At 61.8% G+C, this 21,849-nt stretch carries 19 protein-coding genes and 1 riboswitch; of the genes, 10 read left to right on the top strand and 9 right to left on the bottom strand.

From position 1 onward, the window contains the following. Positions 1–72: 72 nt before the first annotated feature. From hemB to ACO06O_RS10205, 4 genes are all read right to left on the bottom strand, one after another. Positions 73–1,071, bottom strand: coding sequence for a porphobilinogen synthase (hemB, locus tag ACO06O_RS10220; RefSeq protein WP_421879088.1), 999 nt, complete (start codon positions 1,069–1,071; stop codon positions 73–75). Positions 1,072–1,156: 85 nt separating this feature from the next. Then, the gene (locus ACO06O_RS10215) at positions 1,157–3,049 is read right to left on the bottom strand and encodes an MHYT domain-containing protein (protein WP_421879086.1); all 1,893 of its coding nucleotides are present in this window, start codon (positions 3,047–3,049) and stop codon (positions 1,157–1,159) included. A gap of 258 nt (positions 3,050–3,307) precedes the next feature. Then, entirely contained in the window at positions 3,308–3,892 is a 585-nt protein-coding gene (locus ACO06O_RS10210) for an OsmC family protein (RefSeq protein ID WP_421879084.1), read from the bottom strand. A 31-nt stretch (positions 3,893–3,923) separates the two neighbouring features. Then, positions 3,924–5,240: an O-acetylhomoserine aminocarboxypropyltransferase/cysteine synthase family protein gene (locus ACO06O_RS10205; protein WP_420416822.1), complete on the bottom strand. Its 1,317-nt coding sequence runs from the start codon at positions 5,238–5,240 to the stop codon at positions 3,924–3,926. Positions 5,241–5,575: 335 nt separating this feature from the next. After that, positions 5,576–5,653, bottom strand: a riboswitch (SAM riboswitch). Positions 5,654–5,822: 169 nt separating this feature from the next. Between ACO06O_RS10205 and ACO06O_RS10200 the strand changes: the two genes are divergently transcribed. The 5 genes from ACO06O_RS10200 (at position 5,823) to ACO06O_RS10180 (ending at position 13,336) form a co-directional block, all read left to right on the top strand. Then, positions 5,823–8,177, top strand: coding sequence for a transketolase (locus ACO06O_RS10200; protein WP_421879081.1), 2,355 nt, complete (start codon positions 5,823–5,825; stop codon positions 8,175–8,177). 404 nt (positions 8,178–8,581) lie between these two features. Next, positions 8,582–10,162: an ABC transporter ATP-binding protein gene (locus ACO06O_RS10195; RefSeq protein WP_421879078.1), complete on the top strand. Its 1,581-nt coding sequence runs from the start codon at positions 8,582–8,584 to the stop codon at positions 10,160–10,162. Further along, entirely contained in the window at positions 10,159–11,235 is a 1,077-nt protein-coding gene (locus ACO06O_RS10190) for an ABC transporter permease (protein WP_421879074.1), read from the top strand. Before ACO06O_RS10195 ends, ACO06O_RS10190 begins: the two co-directional genes overlap by 4 nt. Positions 11,236–11,238: 3 nt before the next feature. Further along, the gene (locus ACO06O_RS10185; RefSeq protein ID WP_421879071.1) at positions 11,239–12,168 is read left to right on the top strand and encodes an ABC transporter permease; all 930 of its coding nucleotides are present in this window, start codon (positions 11,239–11,241) and stop codon (positions 12,166–12,168) included. Positions 12,169–12,253: 85 nt separating this feature from the next. Further along, entirely contained in the window at positions 12,254–13,336 is a 1,083-nt protein-coding gene (locus tag ACO06O_RS10180) for a BMP family ABC transporter substrate-binding protein (protein ID WP_421879068.1), read from the top strand. A 75-nt stretch (positions 13,337–13,411) separates the two neighbouring features. On the opposite strand, the gene ACO06O_RS10175 is transcribed toward ACO06O_RS10180, so the two are convergent. Then, the gene (locus tag ACO06O_RS10175) at positions 13,412–14,704 is read right to left on the bottom strand and encodes a tetratricopeptide repeat protein (protein WP_421879065.1); all 1,293 of its coding nucleotides are present in this window, start codon (positions 14,702–14,704) and stop codon (positions 13,412–13,414) included. Positions 14,705–14,816: 112 nt separating this feature from the next. Between ACO06O_RS10175 and ACO06O_RS10170 the strand changes: the two genes are divergently transcribed. The 4 genes from ACO06O_RS10170 to ACO06O_RS10155 all read left to right on the top strand — a co-directional run bounded on the left by ACO06O_RS10170 (position 14,817) and on the right by ACO06O_RS10155 (position 18,807). Continuing rightward, on the top strand, positions 14,817–15,377 hold the full coding sequence (locus ACO06O_RS10170) for a hypothetical protein (RefSeq protein ID WP_421879062.1): 561 nt from the start codon (positions 14,817–14,819) through the stop codon (positions 15,375–15,377). Between the two features lie 146 nt (positions 15,378–15,523). Next, entirely contained in the window at positions 15,524–16,867 is a 1,344-nt protein-coding gene (proS, locus tag ACO06O_RS10165; RefSeq protein WP_421879059.1) for a proline--tRNA ligase, read from the top strand. Positions 16,868–16,874: 7 nt separating this feature from the next. Further along, the gene (locus ACO06O_RS10160) at positions 16,875–18,119 is read left to right on the top strand and encodes a lipoprotein-releasing ABC transporter permease subunit (RefSeq protein WP_421879056.1); all 1,245 of its coding nucleotides are present in this window, start codon (positions 16,875–16,877) and stop codon (positions 18,117–18,119) included. Next, positions 18,112–18,807, top strand: a complete 696-nt coding sequence (locus ACO06O_RS10155) for an ABC transporter ATP-binding protein (protein WP_421879053.1) — start codon at positions 18,112–18,114, stop codon at positions 18,805–18,807. Before ACO06O_RS10160 ends, ACO06O_RS10155 begins: the two co-directional genes overlap by 8 nt. Here the strand turns inward: ACO06O_RS10155 and ACO06O_RS10150 are convergent. Beyond that, positions 18,804–19,406, bottom strand: coding sequence for a HupE/UreJ family protein (locus ACO06O_RS10150; RefSeq protein ID WP_421879051.1), 603 nt, complete (start codon positions 19,404–19,406; stop codon positions 18,804–18,806). The two genes, ACO06O_RS10155 and ACO06O_RS10150, sit on opposite strands and share 4 nt — an antisense overlap. Continuing rightward, positions 19,403–19,999 carry a HupE/UreJ family protein gene (locus tag ACO06O_RS10145; RefSeq protein ID WP_421879048.1) on the bottom strand — a complete coding sequence of 199 codons (597 nt, stop codon included), beginning with the start codon at positions 19,997–19,999 and terminating at the stop codon, positions 19,403–19,405. The genes ACO06O_RS10150 and ACO06O_RS10145 overlap by 4 nt, the downstream gene beginning before the upstream one ends. A 100-nt stretch (positions 20,000–20,099) precedes the next feature. On the opposite strand from ACO06O_RS10145, the gene ACO06O_RS10140 reads away from it, so the two are divergent. Further along, positions 20,100–20,882, top strand: a complete 783-nt coding sequence (locus ACO06O_RS10140) for a SapC family protein (protein ID WP_421879046.1) — start codon at positions 20,100–20,102, stop codon at positions 20,880–20,882. On the opposite strand, the gene ACO06O_RS10135 is transcribed toward ACO06O_RS10140, so the two are convergent. Together ACO06O_RS10135 and ACO06O_RS10130 are read right to left on the bottom strand one after the other, a co-directional pair. Next, positions 20,879–21,310, bottom strand: coding sequence for a cyclic nucleotide-binding domain-containing protein (locus ACO06O_RS10135; RefSeq protein ID WP_421879044.1), 432 nt, complete (start codon positions 21,308–21,310; stop codon positions 20,879–20,881). The two genes, ACO06O_RS10140 and ACO06O_RS10135, sit on opposite strands and share 4 nt — an antisense overlap. Beyond that, positions 21,303–21,761: a cyclic nucleotide-binding domain-containing protein gene (locus tag ACO06O_RS10130; RefSeq protein WP_421879041.1), complete on the bottom strand. Its 459-nt coding sequence runs from the start codon at positions 21,759–21,761 to the stop codon at positions 21,303–21,305. The genes ACO06O_RS10135 and ACO06O_RS10130 overlap by 8 nt, the downstream gene beginning before the upstream one ends. Positions 21,762–21,849: the final 88 nt, after the last annotated feature.

Raw genomic sequence — 21,849 nt, 5'->3', positions numbered from 1 at the left:
TAGTGGCGTACTGCCAAAGGATTCCTTGATCAACAAAATTTACATAAAGTTTTATTAAAAATTTACGTGCATTTATCCTTTATTCAAAATTCTTGCGGCATCCATAGCGAAATAGGTCAGGACACCGTCGGCACCGGCCCGTTTGAAACACAGAAGCGATTCCAGGATGCCCCGCTGACGATCGAGTATGCCGTTGTCGAACGCCGTCCTGAGCATGGCGTATTCGCCGGACACCTGATAGGCGAAAGTGGGTACGTGAAATCGTTCCTTAACCCGGCGCACGATATCCAGATAGGGCATCCCAGGTTTAACCATCACCATATCCGCGCCCTCCGCGAGATCCATTTCCACTTCCCGAAGCGCCTCGTCGCTGTTCGCTGGGTCCATCTGATAGGTGCGCTTGTCACCGATCAGGGTCGAAGAAGACCCGACCGCCTCCCGGAAGGGACCGTAGAAACAGGACGCGTATTTGGCGGCATAGGACATGATCCGGACGTCGGTTCGTCCGGAATCGTCGAGCGCTGCGCGAATGGCGCCGATCCGACCGTCCATCATGTCGGATGGGGCCAGGGTATCGCATCCCGCTTCGGCCTGAACCAGGGCTTGGCGCACCAGGGCATCGACGGTCTCGTCATTGATGATTTGCCCATCGCGGATAAGGCCGTCATGGCCGTGACTGGTATAGGGATCCAATGCGACGTCGCAAATCAGGATCAAGTCGGGGCAGGCGGCGCGAACAGCCCGAACGGCGCGGCAGACCAGGTTGTCCGGATTGACGGATTCGCTACCGATATCGTCCCGCAAGTCGGGATTGGTGTAAGGAAACAACGCCAGGGCACGAATGCCGAGCTTCTGTGCCGCCAGCGCGGCCTCTACCACATTGTCGACCGACAGGCGGTCAACGCCCGGCATGGAGGGCACCGGCTGCCGGACACCGGCCCCTTCCGTCACAAAGACCGGCCAGATCAGGTCGTCGGTCGTCAGGCCAGTCTCGGCAGTAAGGGCGCGGATGGCGTCATTTGCTCGGTTGCGGCGGAGTCTGGTTGCCGGATAGCGGCCCGGATACGACATGGAAACATCCTCAGGGTCAACGAAAGTCCGGCCAAAATAGTCCCGCGACGGGTATGCGGCAATCGCCTCGCGAGCAAACGGGCGGTCAGTCGCCTGCGAGTTCGACTTTGGCGTTGACCCGAGCGGCCTTCCAGGAGGTTACGATGCGTGTGCCGACCATTTCCTCGCTGAAAATCTCGAACTTGCCGGCATTTAGGTGCATCAACTGGGAGACAATGGCGAGGCCCAAGCCGGAGCCGGTGGAACTGCTGCGAACCTGGGGAGAATGGGCGTGTGGGAAGGGCTGGCCGACGACTTCCAACAAATCGACGGACATCCCCGGCCCGCTGTCCGAGACAATGACGCGGGTAAACCGATCCCCAGCCGAACTGCCAAGATCGTCAGATGGAATGGCGATGGTTACTTGGCCGCCACCATGCTGAATACCGTTCGAGATCAGGTTGATAATGACCTGGCGAAAGGCTCGGCGGTCCGCATCGATATGAACCGGCCCATCGGGAACATCAAAGTCGATCGACACGTCGGGCCCATGGGCACTGCGCATCGTTCGGGCGATCTCCGAAATCGGCTTGACGATATCAAACGTCTCCAGAGCCATCTGGTGCGACCCGCGCTCGATTGCGGCCATATCCAAAATGTCGCTAACAAGAGTCAGAAGATGCTCGCCGCTGCCCTTGATGTCGGTGAGGTATTCATTTGAGCGGATCGGATCGTTCCGGATGGAATCGACGGTCAACAGCATTTCGGCGATTCCGATGACGCCGTTCAACGGCGTTCGCAATTCGTGGCTCATGCTGTGAAGAAACTCCGTCTTCGCCCGGTTCGCGCGTTCCGCCTGAAGCTCGGCACGCTTCACGTCGGTGATGTCGGTGGACAGGAATACCGTGCCGCCGTCTGATGTGTGGCGTTGCCGGACCAGGGCCCATTCCTTGGGAAAGGGCTGCCACATCAACGGTGCACCGGGCGACGCGTGATGGGCCATGATCTCGCCGGCCCTGTCCATGACATCGACATCGGGATCGGACGCGAAAGTTCGGTTGAGATGATCTCTCATGATCGACTCGAACTGCATGCCGGAAGGGTCTGAAATGCCGGGAACATAGGCATCTCGAAAATGAGTGTTCCAGAACACCAGACGGTCGGCCGCGTCGAAAATCGCGAAATCGTCGGCAAGTGTCTCCATAGCCTCCGACAGGCGCCGGTCGCTGACCATTGCGCGGCGCGAAGCTTCCTCCCGCTGCAGGACTTCCTTGGCGAGCCGCCGGTCATAGGCGAGGGCGCCGCCGGCTGCGGCCAGGATGGTTAGGGTCGCGATCCCGGTCAAAGCGGCCAGAATGTCGGGATTGTAGGCGCGGAAGATCGGATCCGGGACTGTTGACGCAAAACACAGGGTGGAAGCCATAGCCGTGTAATGCATACCGGCGACGGCGAAACCCACGATACCTGCCGCCAGAACGCTGGCGGAGATTTGCAACTCGTCACCCCGTCGGACGATCCACTTGGCGATCGACAATGCCAGGAGACCAAGCGCAACGGCGACGCCAATCGAGGCGCAGAACAGGACGATATCGTACCGAACGATCGCGTTGACCTCCATTGCGGCCATGCCGGTATAGTGCATTGCACCAATCCCGCCGCCGAACGCGATCGAGCCCAACAGCAGGGCTCTGGTGCCATGGGTTCGGTTCCCGACCAGGCGCATGGCAACGAAGGAACCCCCGATAGCCGGGACGACAGATACCGCAGTCAAGGCGGCGTCATACCCGATCGGAATGGGCAGTCGATAGGCCAACATACCGACGAAATGCATCGCCCAGACGCCGAGCCCCATTATAAGCGCCCCAACGATCTGCCAAACCGTCCGGCCGGTGCCGTTGGGTTGTTCTGCGACGTGCACAAGCAATCGGATGAAGGAGAATCCAGCGAGTCCAGCGATGAGATAGGACGTGCCGACCAGCGTCAGGTCGTATTGGGCCATCAACGCCGCGGATGCGTCTTGGCCAACTGAAAAATACGATCCCAAATCCATGCGGGCGCCATTCTCGCACGTTTACGGCCGAGCGGCCGAGTTTCTACCTCGCACCTCCGCGGCTATCCCTTCCCGCCGGAAGGATAGCCAACTCAAACGGTTTCCGAAACCGGCATCTGTCTTGGAAAAACAGTAAAGTTACCGTGGAAAAGAAATGGGGCGGACCATGTCCGCCCCAGATACAAGCGACGATAGCATACGCGACATTTAGCCCGCCAAACCTGCGAACAATGGGGATTCTCCCGAAATCTCATCACCGTCCGGTTGCCGGTGGGTCCGCGCTGCGACGGGCGTGGCGTTGCGAATGATGTCGAGGACCGGGCAATGGGCATCGACGGTCCGCTTCAATCGGTCCAATTCGGCCGCCGGGGCGTCGCTGTCCAGTTCGACCTGAATATCCAGACCGCGAAAGCCGGGACGGGCGCCGGGATCGACCGCAAACATGCCGCGCAGATCGATATCGCCCTGAACCGTCGCCGAGACGCCGCGCAGCGGAATCCCAAGCTTGTCGGCATAGAGGCGATAGGTGATCTCCTGACAGGACGCAATCGCTGCCAGGACCAGTTCGATCGGGTTCGGGCCAAGATCCTGGCCGCCCAGCGCTTTCGGTTCGTCGACCGTCAGCAGATAGTCGCGCGCTTCAACCTCACTGTGCAAACCCGAGATCTGGCGCGACTGCACTTCGAAACGCGCGATCGCCTTGTTGGGATTGTCCTGGATATCGGCAGCGATCCGGTCGAACGTGCCTGTGAAACCGCCTTTTGTGGAGGTATCCTTGACTGCAATAGACATTGGATAAGCCCTTTCCTGAGGTCGGTTCGAGTTATGCGGCGGCCGGAACGGCTTTTGCCGCTACAGCAAGCGCTTGGGACAGGTCGGCCAGAATATCGTCGATATGTTCGATCCCCACGGATAGGCGGACATAGCTGTCCGTGACGCCGGTGCGATGTTGTTCCTCGACGCTCAACTGCGAATGCGTGGTTGTGGCCGGATGGATGGCCAGGGACCGCGCATCCCCGATATTGGCGACGTGATAGAACAGGCGCAGTGCGTCGATGAACGCGGCGCCGGCCGCTTTGCCGCCTTTGATGTGGAAACCGACCAATCCGCCATGGCCGTTTTTCAGGGCTGCCGCCGCCCGGTCGCGTGCCGTACCTTCTTGCAGCCCCGGATAGATCACCCCCTCGACCTGATCGTGTTTCGACAGGAATTCCGCGACGGCGGCTGCATTGCGCGAATGTTCGCGAATGCGCAACGGAAGCGTTTCCAGGCCCTGGATGATCTGAAAGGCGTTGAAGGGGGATAGCGCCGCGCCAAGATCGCGCAGCAGGGTTACCCGCGCCTTGATGATATAGGCGATCGGTCCCAGCGGTTTGACGGCCTCGGTCCATACGGCGCCGTGATAGGACGGATCAGGCTGATTCAGATAGGGCTGACGGTCCTTGAAATCCTCCCAGGGGAAGTTGCCGCCGTCGACGATCAAACCGCCGATGGAGGTCCCGTGGCCGCCGATGTATTTCGTCGTGGAGTACACGACGACTGCCGCGCCCAGGTCCAACGGGCGGCAGAGAACCGGCGCTGCGGTGTTGTCGACGATCAGGGGAATGCCCAGTTCGCGGCCGATCGCGGCGACTTCCGCAATCGGGAAGACTTCCAGTTTCGGGTTCGGCAGCGTTTCCGCGTAATAGGCGCGGGTGCGCTCGTCGGTCGCCTTGCGGAAGGCTTCCGGATCCGCCGGATCGACGAAACGGACCTCGATGCCCTGGTCCTTGAACGTGTTCGCGAACAGGTTCCAGGTGCCGCCGTACAGGTTCGTGGAACTCACAATGTTGTCGCCGGCATGGGCGATGTTCTGGACCGCGAAGGCGCTTGCCGCCTGGCCTGATGCGACGCCCAGGGCCGCGACGCCGCCTTCCAATGCCGCGACGCGCTTTTCCAGGACGTCGACGGTCGGATTCATGATCCGGGTATAGATGTTGCCCAATTCCTGTAGCGAGAACAGCTTCTGGGCATGTTCAGCACTGTCGAACTGATAGGATGTGGTCTGATAGATCGGCACGGCGACCGCATTGGTCGCCGGATCCGCGCGATAGCCCGCATGGAGGGCCAGGGTCTCGGGATTGTTCGTTTCGTTCGCCATCGTCGCTTTCTCCGTTGTTTGTCCGGGGCGCGCCCGGAACCCTGTTGGCGGGTTCCGGGGGCTCCGGAGGGTCTCCAGCGAGGATCCGCGCCACGACCGAACGTCCCGAATGAAAGGGCGCCGGTTGGCGTCGCTTTAGCAGTTGATGACGCGGTGCAAGCTGATCCTCAAATCACCGCGGGCGCGCCTCGAGCCGAATGGAAGCCGTCGGCGTGCCAGGGCGCCGACCTGAATTGGAAGAAGCTTGCGGAGGATACAAATCCGGCCCCTGAGGGCGGGCGACGGGCGATGTTCCGGAAAGTCCGAAAAACAAAAACCGCCGCAGCGTTTGCCGGGCGGTCTGATGCCGACCCGCTTTAGCTGCATTTGTAAAGCGCCCGCAAGCTGAGCTTCAAATCGGCGCTGACGGATTGGTACTTCCTGACACAGGCGATGGTCAAGAGGAAATTTTCGAACACCGTCCGTGACGATCCGCGTGCCGAATTGGAACAGTTGCTTATCCGTCGCGGGCGCGGCTTGGGGGTGGCACTGACGGAGGTCCGACCCTAGGGTTCTTCGGAACTGAATTTGGAGGACACCGTCATGGATCAAACTGCCGCCGACATGCCCGCTTCCGAGGAGACCATCGAAATTCTCGAGGCGATGGAAGCCAAGATCCGGTGGCTGGCATCATGGACGATCCATAACGCCAATCACCTGCGCGAGAGCCGCGACGGCCTGAAAGTAGGCGGGCACCAAGCGTCCTGCGCCTCGGTATCGGCAATCATGACGGCGCTCTATCTGCATGTCCTTCAGCCGGAGGACCGCGTCGCGGTCAAGCCCCATGCGAGCCCGGTTTTTCATGCAATTCAATATCTTCTGGGCAATCAATCGCTGGATAAATTAAAGGCGTTCCGGGCTTTCGGCGGCGCGCAATCCTATCCTTCCCGGACCAAGGATAACGACACGGTGGACTTTTCGACCGGATCGGTCGGGCTGGGTGCGGCAGTTACCAATTTCGCCGCCCTGACGCAGGATTATCTGCGGATGAAAGACATGATCCCGACCGATCGGCCGCCCGGTCGCATGATCGCCCTGGTCGGCGACGCGGAGCTGGACGAGGGCAATGTCTATGAGGCGCTGATGGATACGTGGAAGCACGATATCCGGAATGTATGGTGGGTCATCGACTATAACCGTCAAAGCCTCGACGGGGTCGTCAACGAACAATTGTTCCGCATCATCGGCCGTTTTTTCCGCGCGGTCGGTTGGAACGTGATCACGTTGAAATACGGATCCAAACAGATGGCGGCCTTCCAGAAGCCGGGCGGCACGGCCCTGCGCCGTTGGATCAGCGATTGCCCCAACGACGTCTATTCCGCGCTGGCGTTCCAGGGCGGCCCGGCCTGGCGCAAGCAGATCATGGCCGACCAGCCGCACGATCAGGATCTGCATGCCTTGATCGGCAGCTATGACGATGCGGGCTTGCATGAATTGATGTGCAATCTGGGCGGTCACGACATCCCGGCGCTGCTGCACATGTTCTCGACGGTGCCCGACGACCGCCCGACCTGCTTCATCGCGTATACGATCAAGGGATGGGGCCTTCCCTTGATGGGGCATAAGGACAACCACGCCGGGCTGATGACACCGCAACAAATGGCCGGATATCAGAAATCGGCCGGTGTCCCGGAAGGGGCGGAATGGGAGCCGCTGGCCGGGATGACCGTGCCGGAAGACCGGGTGCGGGCCTTTCTGTCACGCGTTCCTGTGAAGCGGACCCGGCTGCAGGAAGTGGCGAAGGTCCCGGTGCCGGCGGCCCTGACCTATAAGCGCACGGCCACATCGTCGACACAGGAAGTATTCGGCAAGCTTTTGCTGGAAATTGCCAGGGCAGGGGGGCCGCTGGCGGATCGGATCGTCACTACCTCGCCGGACGTGTCCGTTTCGACCAATCTCGGTCCCTGGATCAATCAGCGGGGTCTGTTCGCCCGCGAAGACCGGGCCGACGAGTTCAGGGAGCGCAATGTGCCCTCGGCACAGAAATGGGTGCGCTCGCCCCGAGGCCAACATATCGAACTGGGTATCGCGGAGAACGACCTGTTCCTTAACCTCGCGGCGCTCGGCCTGTCGGAAAGCCTGTTCGGCGCTCGGCTTCTGCCGATCGGCACGCTGTATGACCCGTTCATCGCGCGGGGCTTGGATGCCCTGAACTATGCCTGCTATCAGGACAGCCGTTTCATTCTGGTCGCGACGCCGTCGGGAGTGACCCTGGCGCCGGAAGGCGGGGCACATCAATCGATCTCGACCCCCATGATCGGAATGGGACAGCCGGGCCTGACATCGTATGAACCGGCCTATGGCGACGAGTTGGCGGTCATTCTGCGCTACGCGTTCGACCATCTTCAGGACGAAACCGATGGCGGATCAGTCTATCTGCGCCTGTCGACCCGGCCGATTTCCCAGCCGGAGCGCACGGTCGGCGATGACTTGAGCGACCAGATCATTCGTGGCGGTTACTGGGTCGTGCCGCCGGAAAAAGGCGCGAAACTGGCGGTCGTCTATATGGGCGCGGTCGCGCCGCAGGCACTGGAGGCCTTCGAATCCCTGCGCCGGGACCATCCCGGTGCCGGGCTGATGGCGATTACGTCGGCCGACCGGCTTTACCGAGACTGGCAGCGAATCGAACGGGCCCGTCTGGAAGGGACGGATGGCGGCGCGATGGCGCATGTCGAGGACCTGTTCGAGCCCTTGGCGGACGACGCCCGGTTCACGACGGTGATCGACGGGCATCCGGTCGCTGTAGCCTGGCTTGGTGCGGTACGCGGCCATTCCGTTGCGCCGCTTGGGGTGGAGACATTCGGTCAGACAGGTGACCTGATCGACATCTATGCCCATTACGGTATCGATGCGGATCACATCCGGCGCGCGGCCGCTCGAAAGCCGAATGGCCGTTGAGCGACCGAGACAGCGGTTCCGGGAACGGCGGAAGCCAATAGAAAAGGGGGCGCCGGTCGGCTGCCCCCTTTGATGATCCCCTTGCGCGATCAGTTTGGATGCGTCCGAGCTGCCGGTTCCGCATCCAAGCCCTCCCTAAACTTGGGCCCCGTCGACTGTTTTTCGCGGTTCTTCCCCCGCATGCCGTCCGGATCGGACCTGTCCGCCCCGTTTCTCGTCGTCATTCCCATTTTAGGTCCCTCGGTATTGGGTCCCTGGACGGGTTGTAATGACTGCGTTCGCGGTGCGCGGTCTCCGTGTGTATTTGTGAGTGTAGGGAAATACCGTTCGCAGGTCACGGCAAAAATGAAAAATATGACACTCGGACGCTTGGAAACTGCAAACCTTCCGATTAAACACGATGAATGCAGTCCGACGCTTCATCGACTCCTCCCGCAACTCCTTCCGCGATCCGCGGCGCGCAGGCCACGCCGCGCCTGCGATTGCGCGACGTCACGAAGCATTTTCCGGGCTGCCTCGCCAATGACCGCGTGTCCCTGGATTTGCAGCCGGGCGAGATCCACGCATTACTGGGCGAGAACGGGGCGGGCAAATCGACCCTGGTCAAGATTCTCTACGGCGTCCAATTGGCGGACTCCGGGACCATTGAATGGGAAGGCCGTCCGGTCGACATCCCCAATCCCGGTACGGCGCGGGCGCTCGGCATCGGCATGGTCTTCCAGCATTTCTCGTTGTTCGAGACTCTGAGTGTGGCGGACAACGTCGCGTTGGCGCTTGGTTCGGGGACAGGCCGCGATACGTCGCTGATCCAGGAAATCTCGCGTCTCAGCGAAGAATACGGCCTGGCCCTCGATCCGGGGCGAATCGTCCATGAATTGTCGGTCGGCGAGCGTCAGCGTGTCGAGATCGTCCGCTGCCTGATGCAGAATCCCAGGCTGATCGTCATGGACGAACCGACATCGGTGCTGACACCGCATGAGGTGACGCGCCTGTTCTCGGTGCTGCGGCGGCTGCGCGATGAAGGCCGCACGATTCTCTATATTTCCCATAAACTCCAAGAAATCCGGGATTTGTGCGACCGCGCCACCATTCTGCGCGGCGGCAAGGTTGTGGCCAGTTGCGATCCGCGGGTCGAGACGCCCAAATCCCTGGCGGCCCTTATGATCGGCCGGTCCTTCGACGGACCCAAATCGGACAAGCCGGTGTCGACCGGGGCAGGCGTCCCGCTGTTGGAAGTTCATGGCCTGAGCCAGGAAGCCGCATCGCCCTTCGGCACCAGCCTGAAGAATGTGTCCCTGCATGTGCGGGCCGGGGAGGTCCTGGGAATCGCCGGGGTCGCCGGCAACGGTCAGAACACCTTGTTGGCCGCGCTGAGTGGCGAATCGGTTTCACCGCGCGACGATTGGATCAAGTTCGAGGGCAAGTCGATAGGCCGTGTCGGCGCGCGCGGACGGCGCGATATGGGCATTACCTTCGTGCCGGAGGAGCGGCTCGGCCATGGCTCCGTCCCGGACCTGTCGCTCGACGAGAACGCGCTGCTGAGCGGCTGGCGGCGATGGGGCCTGGTGCGCCGCGGCCTGATCTCGCGCGGCAAGGCCCGCGAAAAGGCGGAAACGGTGATCGAGGCCTTTAACGTGGTCAGCGCCGGAAGTTCCGCCGCTGCACGCAGCCTGTCCGGCGGCAACCTGCAGAAGTTCATCATCGGCCGCGAGATATTGCAGGAGCCGAAACTGTTGATCGCCGCCCAGCCGACATGGGGCGTCGACGCCGGATCCGCAGCCGCGATTCAGACGGCCTTGATGGAACTGGCGCGGTCCGGCGCCGGAGTCATCGTGGTCAGTCAGGATCTGGACGAATTGTTCATGATTTCAGACCGGGTCGCGGTCATTTTCGACGGCCATCTGTCCGAAAGCCGACCGACCCATGCGACCACCGCGGAAGAGGTCGGGCTGCTGATGGGCGGATTGTTTGAGGCTGCGTCATGATCACATTGGATCGCCGCCCTGAAACGTCTCAGATCTGGCTTTATGCGACGCCACTGCTGGCCGTCTTCCTGACTGTCCTGTGCGGGGCCATCCTTTTCGCTTTTCTGGGTTTCGACCCGGCGGATGCGCTGCATGCCTATTTCATCCTGCCGCTGGCGGATCAGTACGGCCTGGGCGAATTGACCGTCAAGGCGACGCCCCTGGCCATGATTGCGGTCGGCCTCGCCCTGGGGTTCCGGGCCAATGTCTGGAACATCGGGGCGGAGGGGCAATTGACCCTCGGCGCGATTTTCGGCGGCGGTCTGGCCTTGGCGTTCTATGGCCAGGAAGGGCCGCTGCTGCTGCCGGCGATGCTGATCGGCGGGATGGTCGGCGGCGCGCTTTGGGCCGCGATCCCGGCATTTCTGCGGACCCGGTTCAATGCGAATGAGATTCTGGTCAGTCTGATGCTGACCTATGTGGCCGGGCTTCTGCTCAGCTATCTGGTGACCGGGCCGTGGAAGGATCCGATGGGGTTCGGCTTCCCTCAGACCCGGCTGTTCGGGGAAGGGGCCATTCTGCCGATCCTGCTGGACGGAACCCGCATGCATATCGGCTTCCCGTTGGCCCTGGTCGCCGTCGCCGCCGCCTGGTTCATCGTTTCGCGCAGCCTGTTCGGATTTCAGATCAAGGTGGTGGGCCTGACGCCGCCGGCCGCGGGGTATGCCGGGTTCAGCGGACGCCGGATCATCTGGGCAACCCTGATGATCGGCGGAGCGCTCGCCGGCCTGGCCGGTGCCATCGAGGTGTCTGGGCCGATCGGGCAACTGACGCCGTCGATCTCGCCCGGCTATGGGTTCACCGCGATCATCGTTGCCTTCCTGGGACGATTGCACCCGGTCGGCATTTTGCTGGCGGCGCTGTTGATGGCGCTCAGTTACATCGGGGGCGAAACCGCGCAGATCGAATTGGGGCTGCCCGTCGCGGTGACCGGGGTCTTTCAAGGGATGCTGCTGTTCTTCCTTCTGGCCAGCGATGTCCTGGTGCATTTCCGGGTGCGGTTCCGGCTGCGCGGCGCGGGGAGGGCGGCTTAAACCATGGACATGTTGATCCTTTCTTCGGTCGCCGTATCGATCATGGCGGCCTCCACCCCCCTTCTGTTCGCGGCGATGGGCGAACTGGTGGCCGAAAAGTCCGGCGTCCTGAATCTGGGCGTCGAAGGCATGATGCTGGCCGGGGCCGTGCTGGCCTTCATCGTCGGACTGGAAACGGGCAGCGGTATCCTTGCCATTGCCGCCGGCGCGGCGATGGGCGCACTGATGGCGGGGCTGTTTGCCGTCCTGACCTTGGGCCTGCTGGCCAACCAGGTGGCGACCGGCCTGGCATTGACCCTGTTCGGCATCGGGCTGAGCGCATTGCTGGGACAAAGCTATGTCGGGACGCCAATTCCGCCTTTGCCGAAACTGTCCGTTGACGGTCTGTCCGATATCCCGCTGCTGGGGCCGGTCGTCTTCGGACAGGACGCCCTTGTCTATCTTTCCTTCGCGATGACCGCCGGGGTCGCGTATTTCCTTTACCGGACCCGGGCCGGACTGGTGTTGCGTTCCGTCGGCGAAAATCCGCATGCCGCCCATTCCATCGGCTTCCCGGTGATCGCGATTCGCCTCGCCGCCGTTCTGTTCGGCGGGGCGATGGCCGGGATCGGCGGCGCCTATATGTCGCTGTCCTACACGCCGATGTGGGCGGAAGGCATGATTGCCGGCAGGGGTTGGATCGCCCTGGCGCTCGTCGTCTTCGCCACCTGGCGTCCGGCGCGCATTCTACTGGGGGCCTATCTGTTCGGCGGCCTGACCATCGCGCAGTTGCACATGCAAGGGTCCGGTCAGATCGAAATCCCGGCACAATTCCTGAACATGGTACCGTATCTGGCGACCATCATTGTCCTGGTCCTGATTTCCCGCGACGCGACACGCATCCGCCTGAATGCCCCGGCCAGCATCGGGAAAGTGTTTCATCCCGACGGGTGACGGGTTACAGTTTTGCGTCGCAACATCCGTCGGGCCGTGCGAGGCCGCAATCCGTACAGTCTGAATCCAAAACAGGGGGTCCCCGATGATCAAACTTACCCGTCGTTCCTTTTCGGCGATGACGCTGGCTGCCGGCGCCGCCGCCGCATTGCCGGCCCGCGCCGCCGATCCTTTCAAGGTCGGCTTCGTCTATGTCGGTCCGATTGGCGACCATGGCTGGTCCTATCAGCACGACCAGGGACGTCTGGCGATTGAGGCCGAATTCGGCGACAAGGTCGAAACCAGCTATGTTGAAAGCGTGCCGGAAGGCGCGGATGCCGAACGGGTGATCACCCAATTGGCCCGCAGCGGTCACAAGCTGATCTTCACGACGTCCTTCGGCTATATGAACCCGACCGCCAAGGTCGCGAAGAACTTCCCGGACGTGATGTTCGAACATGCCACGGGCTTCACCCGCGCATCGAACCTGGCGACCTATGCCGCGCGCTTCTATGAAGGCCGCTATGTGGCGGGGATTCTCGCCGGTCATGTCAGCAAGACCAACAAGGTCGGCTACATCGCGTCCATTCCGATCCCGGAAGTCATCCGGGGCATCAACGCCTTCACCCTGTCGGCGCGCAAGATCAATCCGGCCATCGAAGTGACGCCGATCTGGGTCAATTCCTGGTACGATCCGGGCAAGGAAGCCGATTCCGCCAAGGCGCTGATCGATCAGGGTGCCGATATCATCCTGCAGCACACCGATTCCCCGGCGCCGGTCCAAACGGCCGAAGAGCGTGGCGTTTGGTCGGTCGGCCAAGCATCCGACATGGCGAAATTCGGGCCGAAGTCCCACATGACGGCGATCATTGACGATTGGGCGCCGTACTATGTCGAGCGGACCCGCCAGGCCATGGCCGGAAGCTGGACTTCCGGAGATATCTGGGGCGGCTTCGATACCGGCATGGTGAAAATGGGCGAGTACAACAGCGCCTTGCCCGAAGCGGCGGTCGCGGAAGCGAAAGCGGCCCATGACGCGATCTCCGCCGGGACCCTGCACCCGTTCACGGGCCCGATCAAAAATCAGGCCGGCGAGACCGTCGTCGCCGACGGCGCTACGCTGGACGATGGCGAATTGCTGGGCATGAATTGGTATGTCGAAGGCGTGAACGGCAAAGTGCCGAGCTGACGCCACGTTCCGTTCATGACGGACAAGATAGTCCCCGCGACTTCGGTCGCGGGGATTTCTTTTTGAGGCAGGATTTCAGTCGACCAGCAGAACCCGGCCCTGGGAGGCGAAGGAGCGAATGGCCTTGCGGGTGCGCGGCCCGTCGATCCCGTCCAACGCCCCGTCGTAGAAGCCGCGCTCGCTGAGATACTCCTGATAGATCAAGACCCGCTTGTCGCCGCCCAGTTCCATGGACCGGGCATAGAACCGTGCCGCATTGTCGATGTCGCCGAGCAGGACATAGGCGGCCGCCGCCGTGTCCACATTATCAGCGTTCTCGTCCAACTCCATGGATTGATTGACATAGTTCAGGGCGGCGGCGGGATCTCGAAACCCTTTGTCCTCCGCGGAAACAAGCAGCCAGGCCAGGGAATTCAGATTGTCGGCGGTCGGCGCGATCTGCGCCGCCACATCCATGTCGTTCCGCGCCCGGCCGTATTCCTTCATGTCCATATACAGGACACCTCGTCCTTGCCATGCCCCGGCCAGGGTCGGGTCGCCATCGATGGCGGCCGAATAATCGGCGAGGGCAAGATCGTCCCGATCAGCGTCGCGGTGCACCATCGCGCGCAACATATAGGCATCGGGCAGGCCGTTCTCCTTTTCGATCGCGACGGTCAGGTCGGCCAGCGATTCGTCCCATTCACCGGCTTTCATGCGGGCCAGACCGCGCCGCAGATAAAGCCTGCCGATCTCCGGGCGCAGTTCGATCGCCTTGTCGAACAGACCGATCGCTTTGTCGAAATCGCCTGTCTCGGTATAGAGACCGCCCATCAGGGCCAGTGTCTCGACGTTGCGCGGGGCCAGTTTGCGCGACTTTTCCAAATCCCGGAACGCCGCGTCCATATTGTCCAATTGGGCGTGGATCAGCGCACGGCCGGTGAACAATGCCGGACTGTCGGGCGCGATTTGGATCGCGGTGTCGTAGTCCAGCAGCGCATCGTGATAGCGGCCCATGCGTTCCAGCGCCTGGGCGCGTCCGTGCATCAACCCGATATTGTTGGGGGCGAGATCAAGACCCCGCGTGAAATCGGCGACGGCTCCGCTGAAATCGAAGACATCCATCAGCGCAGCGGCCCGGAAGGTGAGGGCAGTGATGCGGCCTTCCTTATTCAGAACCGGGTTCCACAGTAGGTCGGTGCAGTTCTTGACCCGCTGCGTCGCCGGAATATCCGTCGCAATGCAGCCTTTAACCAGGGAGGGCAGGGCACCCGGATCGTTCTGCCCGCTATCGCCGTTCTGTGCCCCTGCCGTCACCGGCGCAAGAAACAGTCCCGCGAAGGCTGCCGCCGTCAACGCCCGTGCCAGTCGCTTTGATAAGTCCTGCATGATCCGTCCCGTCTTTCCTTCGGGTCTGTACCGTACCAAATACGGTAGCGCAGCTTTGCGCTGCGTCAAACGTCGGCTAAGGTTTGGCGAAGTTTGGCCCGGAGATTGCTCGATGGCTGTCATGCTCGCACAGAAACTCATCTCAATCGCCCTGGTCGCCGGCTTGTCCGGGACGGCTTTCGCGCAGGCCCCCGAAAACCCTTTCTCCAATTCCGGTGGGGGGGCGACCCCGCCCGCACCAGCTGCTGACACTGATACGTCCGCCCGGACCACGGATGCGCCGCGGCCGAGGCCGGACGCGAAACCCGATCTGTTGTTGCGCATGTCAAAAAAGGACTGTGAAACCGTTCTGCGTCGCCGGAACGTTGTCGGTGCCGACTATGTTCCCGGGGTCGATGTTCGGGGCAACAGCGTGGCGGGGGCCGATCTGAAGGGCACTTTGACGGCCGCCGATATTCTGCCTGAGGAGATCGCGTTCGAATTGTCGCTGAACCCGCTCAGCTTCGCAGGGAATGAGGCGCTCGAAGACAGTTTCTCCAACACTTCCACCAGTTTCGGCATGGTGCGCTACAATTTGTCCTCAGGTTCGCTGACATTGGATGGAAAGCGGCTGAACGACGAGACCGAAGAGGACCTGGTCGAGATTTGCCGTCAGGCCCTGGGCCGGAACTGACTGGCCGGCATTGCCGGTTTCGTGCCTCTGTATCGGGAAAATCGCTGCAGTGAAGCGTGTCATACCGGATTGAGCTTCGGCTTTACGGGGCCGGTCACTCCCCCTAGATTGCGCCGCAGTTCAAACCGGTATTGAAGGGTCGCCCGATGCGCCTATCCCCCGCGGTCCGCATGAGTGAGTATTTCCTGCCCACCCTGCGGGAAACGCCGAGCGAAGCGGAAATCGTTTCGCACCGTCTGATGCTGCGCGCCGGCATGGTTCGCCAGGAATCGGCCGGGATCTATTCCTGGCTGCCTCTGGGCTATCGGGTGCTGCGCAAGATCGAACAGATCGTTCGTGAAGAGATGGATGCGATCGGTTGCCATGAAGTGCTGATGCCGACGCTGCAATCCGCGGATCTCTGGCGCCGGTCCGGCCGCTATGACGATTACGGCAAGGAAATGCTGCGCCTGCAGGACCGGCACGAGCGGGAAATGCTCTATGGCCCGACCAATGAAGAGATGATCACGGACATTTTCCGGGAGCACGCCAAGAGCTACAAAGACGTGCCGCGGATGATGTACCACATCCAGTGGAAATTCCGCGATGAGGTCCGGCCCCGTTTCGGCGTCATGCGCGGGCGCGAATTCCTGATGAAGGACGGCTATTCCTTCGACCTGACGGCGGAAGAAGGCCGGATTTCCTATAACAAGCAATTCGTCGCCTATCTGCGCCTCTATGCCCGCATGGGGCTTCAGGCGATCCCGATGGCGGCCGATACCGGCCCGATCGGCGGTGATATGAGCCACGAATTCATCATCCTGGCCGAGACCGGCGAAAGTCAGGTCTGGTGCGATTCCGATCTTCTGAACTTGGACCTGCTGAACGCGAAGATCGACCATCGCGACGCGGATCAGATGAGCGACGTCATCGGCAAGGTCACGTCCTATTACGCGGCCACCGACGAACAGCACGATCAGGCGAAGTTCGAATCGGAAGTGCCTGAAGACAGACGCCTTTCCGCGCGCGGGATCGAAGTCGGCCATATCTTCTTCTTCGGCGACAAATACTCGACGCCGCTGGGGGCGAAGGTCCAGACCAAGGACGGGCAGACCGTCCCGGTGCAGAGCGGTTCCTATGGCGTCGGCGTGTCCCGCCTGGCAGGGGCGATCATCGAGGCGAGCCATGACGAGAACGGGATCGTCTGGCCGGAGCCGGTTGCGCCGTTCAAGGTTGCGTTGATCAATCTGCGCAGCGGCGATTCAGCCTGCGATGCGGCCTGCGACGATCTCTATGCGAAACTGCAGGAAGCCGGCATCGAAGTCATTTATGACGACCGCGAGGAACGCGCCGGCGTGAAATTCGCCGATATGGAACTGATCGGCATTCCTTGGCAGATCATTGTCGGGCCGAAGGGCCTGGCCAATGGCGTCGTCGAACTGAAGTCCCGCGCCAGCGGCGAGAAAGTAGAGCTTTCCGCCGAGTCCGCGCTGGCGAAGTTGGCGGAGTAACGCCGGTATGTTGTCCGGCGTCGAACGCCTGGTGGCTTTCCGCTATCTGCGGGCCAAGCGGCAGGAAGGGTTTATTTCCGTCGTCGCCTGGTTCTCGCTACTGGGAATCATGCTGGGCGTCGCGACGCTGATTATCGTCATGTCGGTGATGAACGGGTTTCGCGCAGAATTGCTGGGCCGGATCATCGGGCTGAACGGGCATGTCACCGTTGGTACGCTGGAAAGGCGGATCGACGATTACGATGCCCTGGCGCAGCGCTTGATGCAGAAGGAGGGCGTTGTCTACGCAACGCCGCTGATCGAAGGTCAGGTCATGGCCAGCAGCGGCAATGGTGCGGGCGGCGCCCTGGTGCGCGGGCTGACGGCCAAGGATTTCATTGCGCGACCGATCCTGCGGCAATCGATTGTTGTCGGCGATCTTGAGCGGTTCCGCGACGGCGACGGTATCCTGATCGGCGTTCGGATGGCGGGCCGGTTGGGCTTGACCGTCGGCGACAAGCTGACCCTGATTTCGCCCAATGGCACGGTAACTGCCTTTGGCACGGTGCCGCGCATGAAGGCCTATACCGTCTCCGGCCTGTTTGAAGTCGGCATGTACGAGTTCGACAATACCTATATCTACATGCCGCTGAGCGCCGCGCAGTCCTTCTTCAAGACCGGCGACTCAGTCGGGTCCATCGAAGTCATGTTGGACAACCCGGATAGGGCCCGGTCGGCCGCGTTCGAGTTGCGTCAGGAATTGGGCGCGGGCTATCACGCGACCGATTGGCAGCGGGTTAATGTAAGCTTTTTCAACGCGTTGGAAGTCGAACGTAATGTCATGGCACTGATCCTGTCGCTGATCGTGATCGTTGCCGCATTCAACGTGATCTCGTCCCAGATCATGCTGGTTCAAGATAAATCCCGGGGAATCGCCATTCTGCGGACCATGGGGGCGACCCGTGGCGCGGTCCTGCGCATTTTCTTCATGACCGGCAGTTCCGTCGGTGTGATCGGCACGGTGTTGGGGGCGGCCCTGGGAATCGCCTTCGCGGTGAATATCGAAACCATCCGCCAATGGATCCAGTCGTTGTCCGGCGCGACCTTGTTCGATGCCGAAATCTATTTCCTGTCGAAGCTGCCGGCGAAGGTGGAGCCGCTCGAAGTGGTGCTGACCATCGTTTTCGCGCTCGCCATCAGTCTTCTGGCGTCGATTTATCCGGCCTGGCGCGCGGCGCGGTTGGATCCGGTTGAGGTGCTTCGGTATGAATGACGGGACCGTGCCCGCCCTGGAATTGCGGGATGTCGTGCGGACTTACAAGACCGCAGCGGGACCGCTGACGGTTCTGGAAGGCGCGTCGCTGTCGGTTGGACGGGGCGAACTGGTCGGTCTAGTCGCGCCCAGTGGCACCGGGAAGTCGACCCTGTTGCACGTGGCCGGATTGCTGGAATTGCCCGATGGCGGTGATGTGGCCATCGACGGCACGGCCTGTGGGGCGTTGAGCGATACGCAACGGACCGCCATCCGACGGAACACGGTCGGATTTGTCTATCAGTTTCATCACCTTCTTCCGGAGTTCTCGGCGCTCGAGAACGTCGCGCTGCCGCGCATGGTGGCGGGCGAGGGTAAAGGGGCGGCGAAGTCTGCAGCGGCGGAATTGCTGGATCGTGTCGGCCTGACCGCGCGGGCCACCCATCGCCCGGCGAAACTGTCCGGCGGTGAGCAACAGCGCGTCGCGGTCGCGCGGGCGCTGTCGAACAGTCCCGCCATTCTGCTGGCGGACGAACCGACGGGTAATCTGGACCCGGCGACGTCCGACACGGTGTTCAACTTGCTTGTGGAAATGGTTCGGGAGCGCGGTATGAGCGCCCTGATTGCGACCCACAACATCGATCTGGCGGAACGGATGGATCGCGTCGTCACCCTACAGGGCGGCAGGATCGTCGATTACACCCGTTAAACGCCGCTAGTTTTTAGACTGAAGGCGAGCATCATCGCCGCCGCCGCCGCGATCCAACTGCCAAGAACACGAAATCCGATTCGGACGAGGGGACGAGAATCGACCCGCCGGCAGGCCAGTGCCAGATTGACGATGATCAAGGCGGCTCCCATCCAAACGCCGAAGGCGAAAACGAGGCGCTCAACAATCGGCGCATCGCCGATCTGGGAATCGAGGCCCAAGGATAGACACGCCACGCCGATCAATAGCGCAACGCCGGGATAGGGTCTGTCCGCGGTTGCCGCAACCAAGGCACCCAGGACGAACGTGCCGCCCCATATCCCGATAAGGGCGTCCCATGCCTGAATGTCAAAGGCAGCCAGCAACAGGCCGATTGCCAGCGATATGACGGCGGCCAGGAACAGACGCGGCATTGCCCTGGCCGGTTGATGAGCGGCGAGAAGGCCGCAGGCTACGAGGCAAAGGGCGTGTGCAGGCTCCAGAGCCGGATGCAGCAACCCGTTCGGGAAGCTCCCGATCCCTTCCAAACTTGAATGGGCCAGGGCCGTTCCCGGCGGCAGGGCGATCAGTACCGCCGCCGCCGGGGCAATCCGCTTCATGCCAGGCCGGTGAGGAATGCGGCACCCAAAAGGGCGATGGCGCCGCCCAAACCGCGTGCGGCGATCCGGCCGGCCGATCCGCGCATGACCTCTCCCAAACCGATACCGACCAGATGCAGCATGCCGGTCGACAGGACGAAACCGATGGAATAGGTGGCGGCACTGGCGGACTCGGGCAGTTCCGTACCATGGGCATGGCCATGGAAAATGGCGAAGACGCCGACAATGGCGGCGGCCAGGGGCAAGGACGCTTTGACGGCAAAGGCGATCAAAAGACCCAACACGACGGCGGAGGCGGCGATGCCTGCCTCGACAGCCGGAACGGGGATGCCCAGGACGCCCATCGCGCCGCCGAACGCCATGATCAGCGGGAAGACAATCGGCAGAATGAACAGAGCGGGCCGCCCCAGAAACACCCCCCACAGGCCCACGGCGACCATGGCGATGACGTGGTCCAGGCCGAAGATCGGATGTGTCAGGCCGCTGACGAAACCGCCGCCGTGACCGGCGCCTTCATGGGCAAAGGCAGCCGCGGCGGGGACCAGCGCCATAACGGCGGCCGTCGTCATGATTTGGGACCAGCGAGCGATCATCGAATTCTCCAAACTGGACTGGATTTATGTGGGCTTGTACTTGAATGCGTGAGGGCGCGCGGTATGGTATCCGGGCCGCCTAACCATGGAAAGAGCAAGGATGACCGACGCGTCCATAGCGCGGAAATTGGATGCCTCCAGCAATGGAGAGGACATCATGCGCCAGTTAATGCGCCGCGCGGAACCGTTGGACCCGCGTCGGCATGGCGATCTGCGCGTCGCGGCCGGCCGCGACTACAGTTTCGTGCGCGGCCTGCACACCGTGCCGCTGAGCGCCGTCGAATTCATGCCTTCCGCCAGGCACTATCCGATTATCTTCGCTGGGGACGTGGAATTGCAGCCCGTGGCGTTGATGGGGTTGAGGCCGGACCAGAACCTTTTCGTCGACGAGGATGGGGACTGGAAGGAAGGCTGTTACATCCCGGCCATCCTGCGGCGCGCGCCCTTCGTCCTGATGCAGGAAAGCAAGGACGGCAAGGCGGGCGTAAATCTGTGCCTGGACGTTGAATCGCCTTTGGTTTCGAAGCAGACCGGCGCGGCCCTGTTCAAGGACGGTCGGCCGACGCCACTGGTCGCGAAAATGGCGACCTTCGCCGCCTCCTTCTCCAAGGAACAGGCGCGGACGCGCCTCTTCGTCAATGCGTGCCGACAGCAGGATCTCCTGGTCGAAAGACAGATGGAAATCACACTGGCCTCCGGACAGAAAATCGTCTTCTCGGGCTTTCGCGTCCTCGATGAGGAGCGGCTGCGGAAACTGTCCGACGCGGATGCGGTGGAGTGGTTCCGGCGCGGCTGGACCGCCCTGGCTTTTGCCCATTTTCTTTCACTGGGCAATATGGGCCGTTTGCACCACCGTGCGAACCGCGTCACCGGCGGCGATTAGGAACGTTCCGCTTCTTCCGCAACGCCCGCCAAGGCGGCGAGGTCTTCCGCCTTCGGGGCGGTTTCAATCTCGGCCTTGCGGTCCATGACCGACAGCAGGTTTTGCGCCAGGATTCGGAACAGGGCGCGAATGAACGGATCGGCCCGTTCCAGCTTGGCATCCAACTGCCCGCGCTCCACCGCGATTAGCAGGCAGTCGCTTTGGGCCCGCGCGCCCGCTGCCCGGGGGCGGTCCGTCAACAGGGCGACTTCACCGAAGACCTGCCCGGCGCCGATGGTCGCGATCGTGTCGAACAAGCCGTCCGGGCCCCGTTTGATCAGTTCCACCTTGCCGGACTGAATCAGATAGGTGGCGTCGCCAATATCGCCTTCCATGAAGATGATATCGCCGGCCTGGAAGGTGACCTTGGCCAGAGCGCCGTCAGCCATCGGTGCGGTCTCCCCGTGGCTGACTTGTGCCATCTCTGGTTTGGGCCGACGCTTCGCGCGCCAGTGCCGCCAGATCGTCCGGGGGGATCGGTGTATCGTCGGCGACCCGCCGCAAGAGCCGAATCAACATCAGCATCAGCATCCGCAGAACGGGATCTGTTTTCGCCAGTTTGCCCTTGAGCGCTTCTTCGGTGATGACAATGCAGACGCAAGATTGGTCGGCAATGGCGGTTGCCATGCGCTGCGACTGATCGATCAGGGCCATCTCGCCGAATATGCCACCTGGCTCCACAAAACCAAGGGTTCCACGCCGCCCGCCTGAAACATTTTTGGTGATGCGGACCCGGCCGCTTTGCAGGATGAAAGCCTGCGATCCGCGATCTCCTTCGTTGAAGATCACGTCGCCCGGAAAAAACGTCCGGCGATTGAGTATGCGCCCACCGTCGCTCACGCGTTTTCCCCGATCACAATTGCGTGTGCCGATAGAGAACAAGGTTAGGGTGCGCCGCGAAAGGCCGCAAGCGACCAATTGGCGAATC

It is taken from the genome of Pacificispira sp. (assembly GCF_965228185.1).
Lineage (GTDB): Bacteria > Pseudomonadota > Alphaproteobacteria > UBA8366 > Aestuariispiraceae > Pacificispira.
Note: the sequence above shows the minus strand (reverse complement) of the source record. Positions and strands in the feature narration are given on the sequence as shown.

What these genes read in the sequence shown, in the direction of transcription:
- ACO06O_RS10155 (WP_421879053.1), top strand. Translation starts at nt 18,112, where the DNA reads ATGAATGACGGGACCGTGCCCGCCCTGGAATTGCGGGATGTCGTGCGG.
- ACO06O_RS10180 (WP_421879068.1), top strand. Translation starts at nt 12,254, where the DNA reads ATGATCAAACTTACCCGTCGTTCCTTTTCGGCGATGACGCTGGCTGCC.
- ACO06O_RS10140 (WP_421879046.1), top strand. Translation starts at nt 20,100, where the DNA reads ATGACCGACGCGTCCATAGCGCGGAAATTGGATGCCTCCAGCAATGGA.
- ACO06O_RS10175 (WP_421879065.1), bottom strand. Translation starts at nt 14,704, where the DNA reads ATGCAGGACTTATCAAAGCGACTGGCACGGGCGTTGACGGCGGCAGCC.
- ACO06O_RS10160 (WP_421879056.1), top strand. Translation starts at nt 16,875, where the DNA reads ATGTTGTCCGGCGTCGAACGCCTGGTGGCTTTCCGCTATCTGCGGGCC.
- ACO06O_RS10200 (WP_421879081.1), top strand. Translation starts at nt 5,823, where the DNA reads ATGGATCAAACTGCCGCCGACATGCCCGCTTCCGAGGAGACCATCGAA.
- ACO06O_RS10195 (WP_421879078.1), top strand. Translation starts at nt 8,582, where the DNA reads ATGCAGTCCGACGCTTCATCGACTCCTCCCGCAACTCCTTCCGCGATC.
- ACO06O_RS10215 (WP_421879086.1), bottom strand. Translation starts at nt 3,049, where the DNA reads ATGGCCCAATACGACCTGACGCTGGTCGGCACGTCCTATCTCATCGCT.
- ACO06O_RS10185 (WP_421879071.1), top strand. Translation starts at nt 11,239, where the DNA reads ATGGACATGTTGATCCTTTCTTCGGTCGCCGTATCGATCATGGCGGCC.
- proS (WP_421879059.1), top strand. Translation starts at nt 15,524, where the DNA reads ATGCGCCTATCCCCCGCGGTCCGCATGAGTGAGTATTTCCTGCCCACC.
- ACO06O_RS10205 (WP_420416822.1), bottom strand. Translation starts at nt 5,240, where the DNA reads ATGGCGAACGAAACGAACAATCCCGAGACCCTGGCCCTCCATGCGGGC.
- hemB (WP_421879088.1), bottom strand. Translation starts at nt 1,071, where the DNA reads ATGTCGTATCCGGGCCGCTATCCGGCAACCAGACTCCGCCGCAACCGA.
- ACO06O_RS10150 (WP_421879051.1), bottom strand. Translation starts at nt 19,406, where the DNA reads ATGAAGCGGATTGCCCCGGCGGCGGCGGTACTGATCGCCCTGCCGCCG.
- ACO06O_RS10190 (WP_421879074.1), top strand. Translation starts at nt 10,159, where the DNA reads ATGATCACATTGGATCGCCGCCCTGAAACGTCTCAGATCTGGCTTTAT.
- ACO06O_RS10170 (WP_421879062.1), top strand. Translation starts at nt 14,817, where the DNA reads ATGGCTGTCATGCTCGCACAGAAACTCATCTCAATCGCCCTGGTCGCC.
- ACO06O_RS10135 (WP_421879044.1), bottom strand. Translation starts at nt 21,310, where the DNA reads ATGGCTGACGGCGCTCTGGCCAAGGTCACCTTCCAGGCCGGCGATATC.
- ACO06O_RS10145 (WP_421879048.1), bottom strand. Translation starts at nt 19,999, where the DNA reads ATGATCGCTCGCTGGTCCCAAATCATGACGACGGCCGCCGTTATGGCG.
- ACO06O_RS10210 (WP_421879084.1), bottom strand. Translation starts at nt 3,892, where the DNA reads ATGTCTATTGCAGTCAAGGATACCTCCACAAAAGGCGGTTTCACAGGC.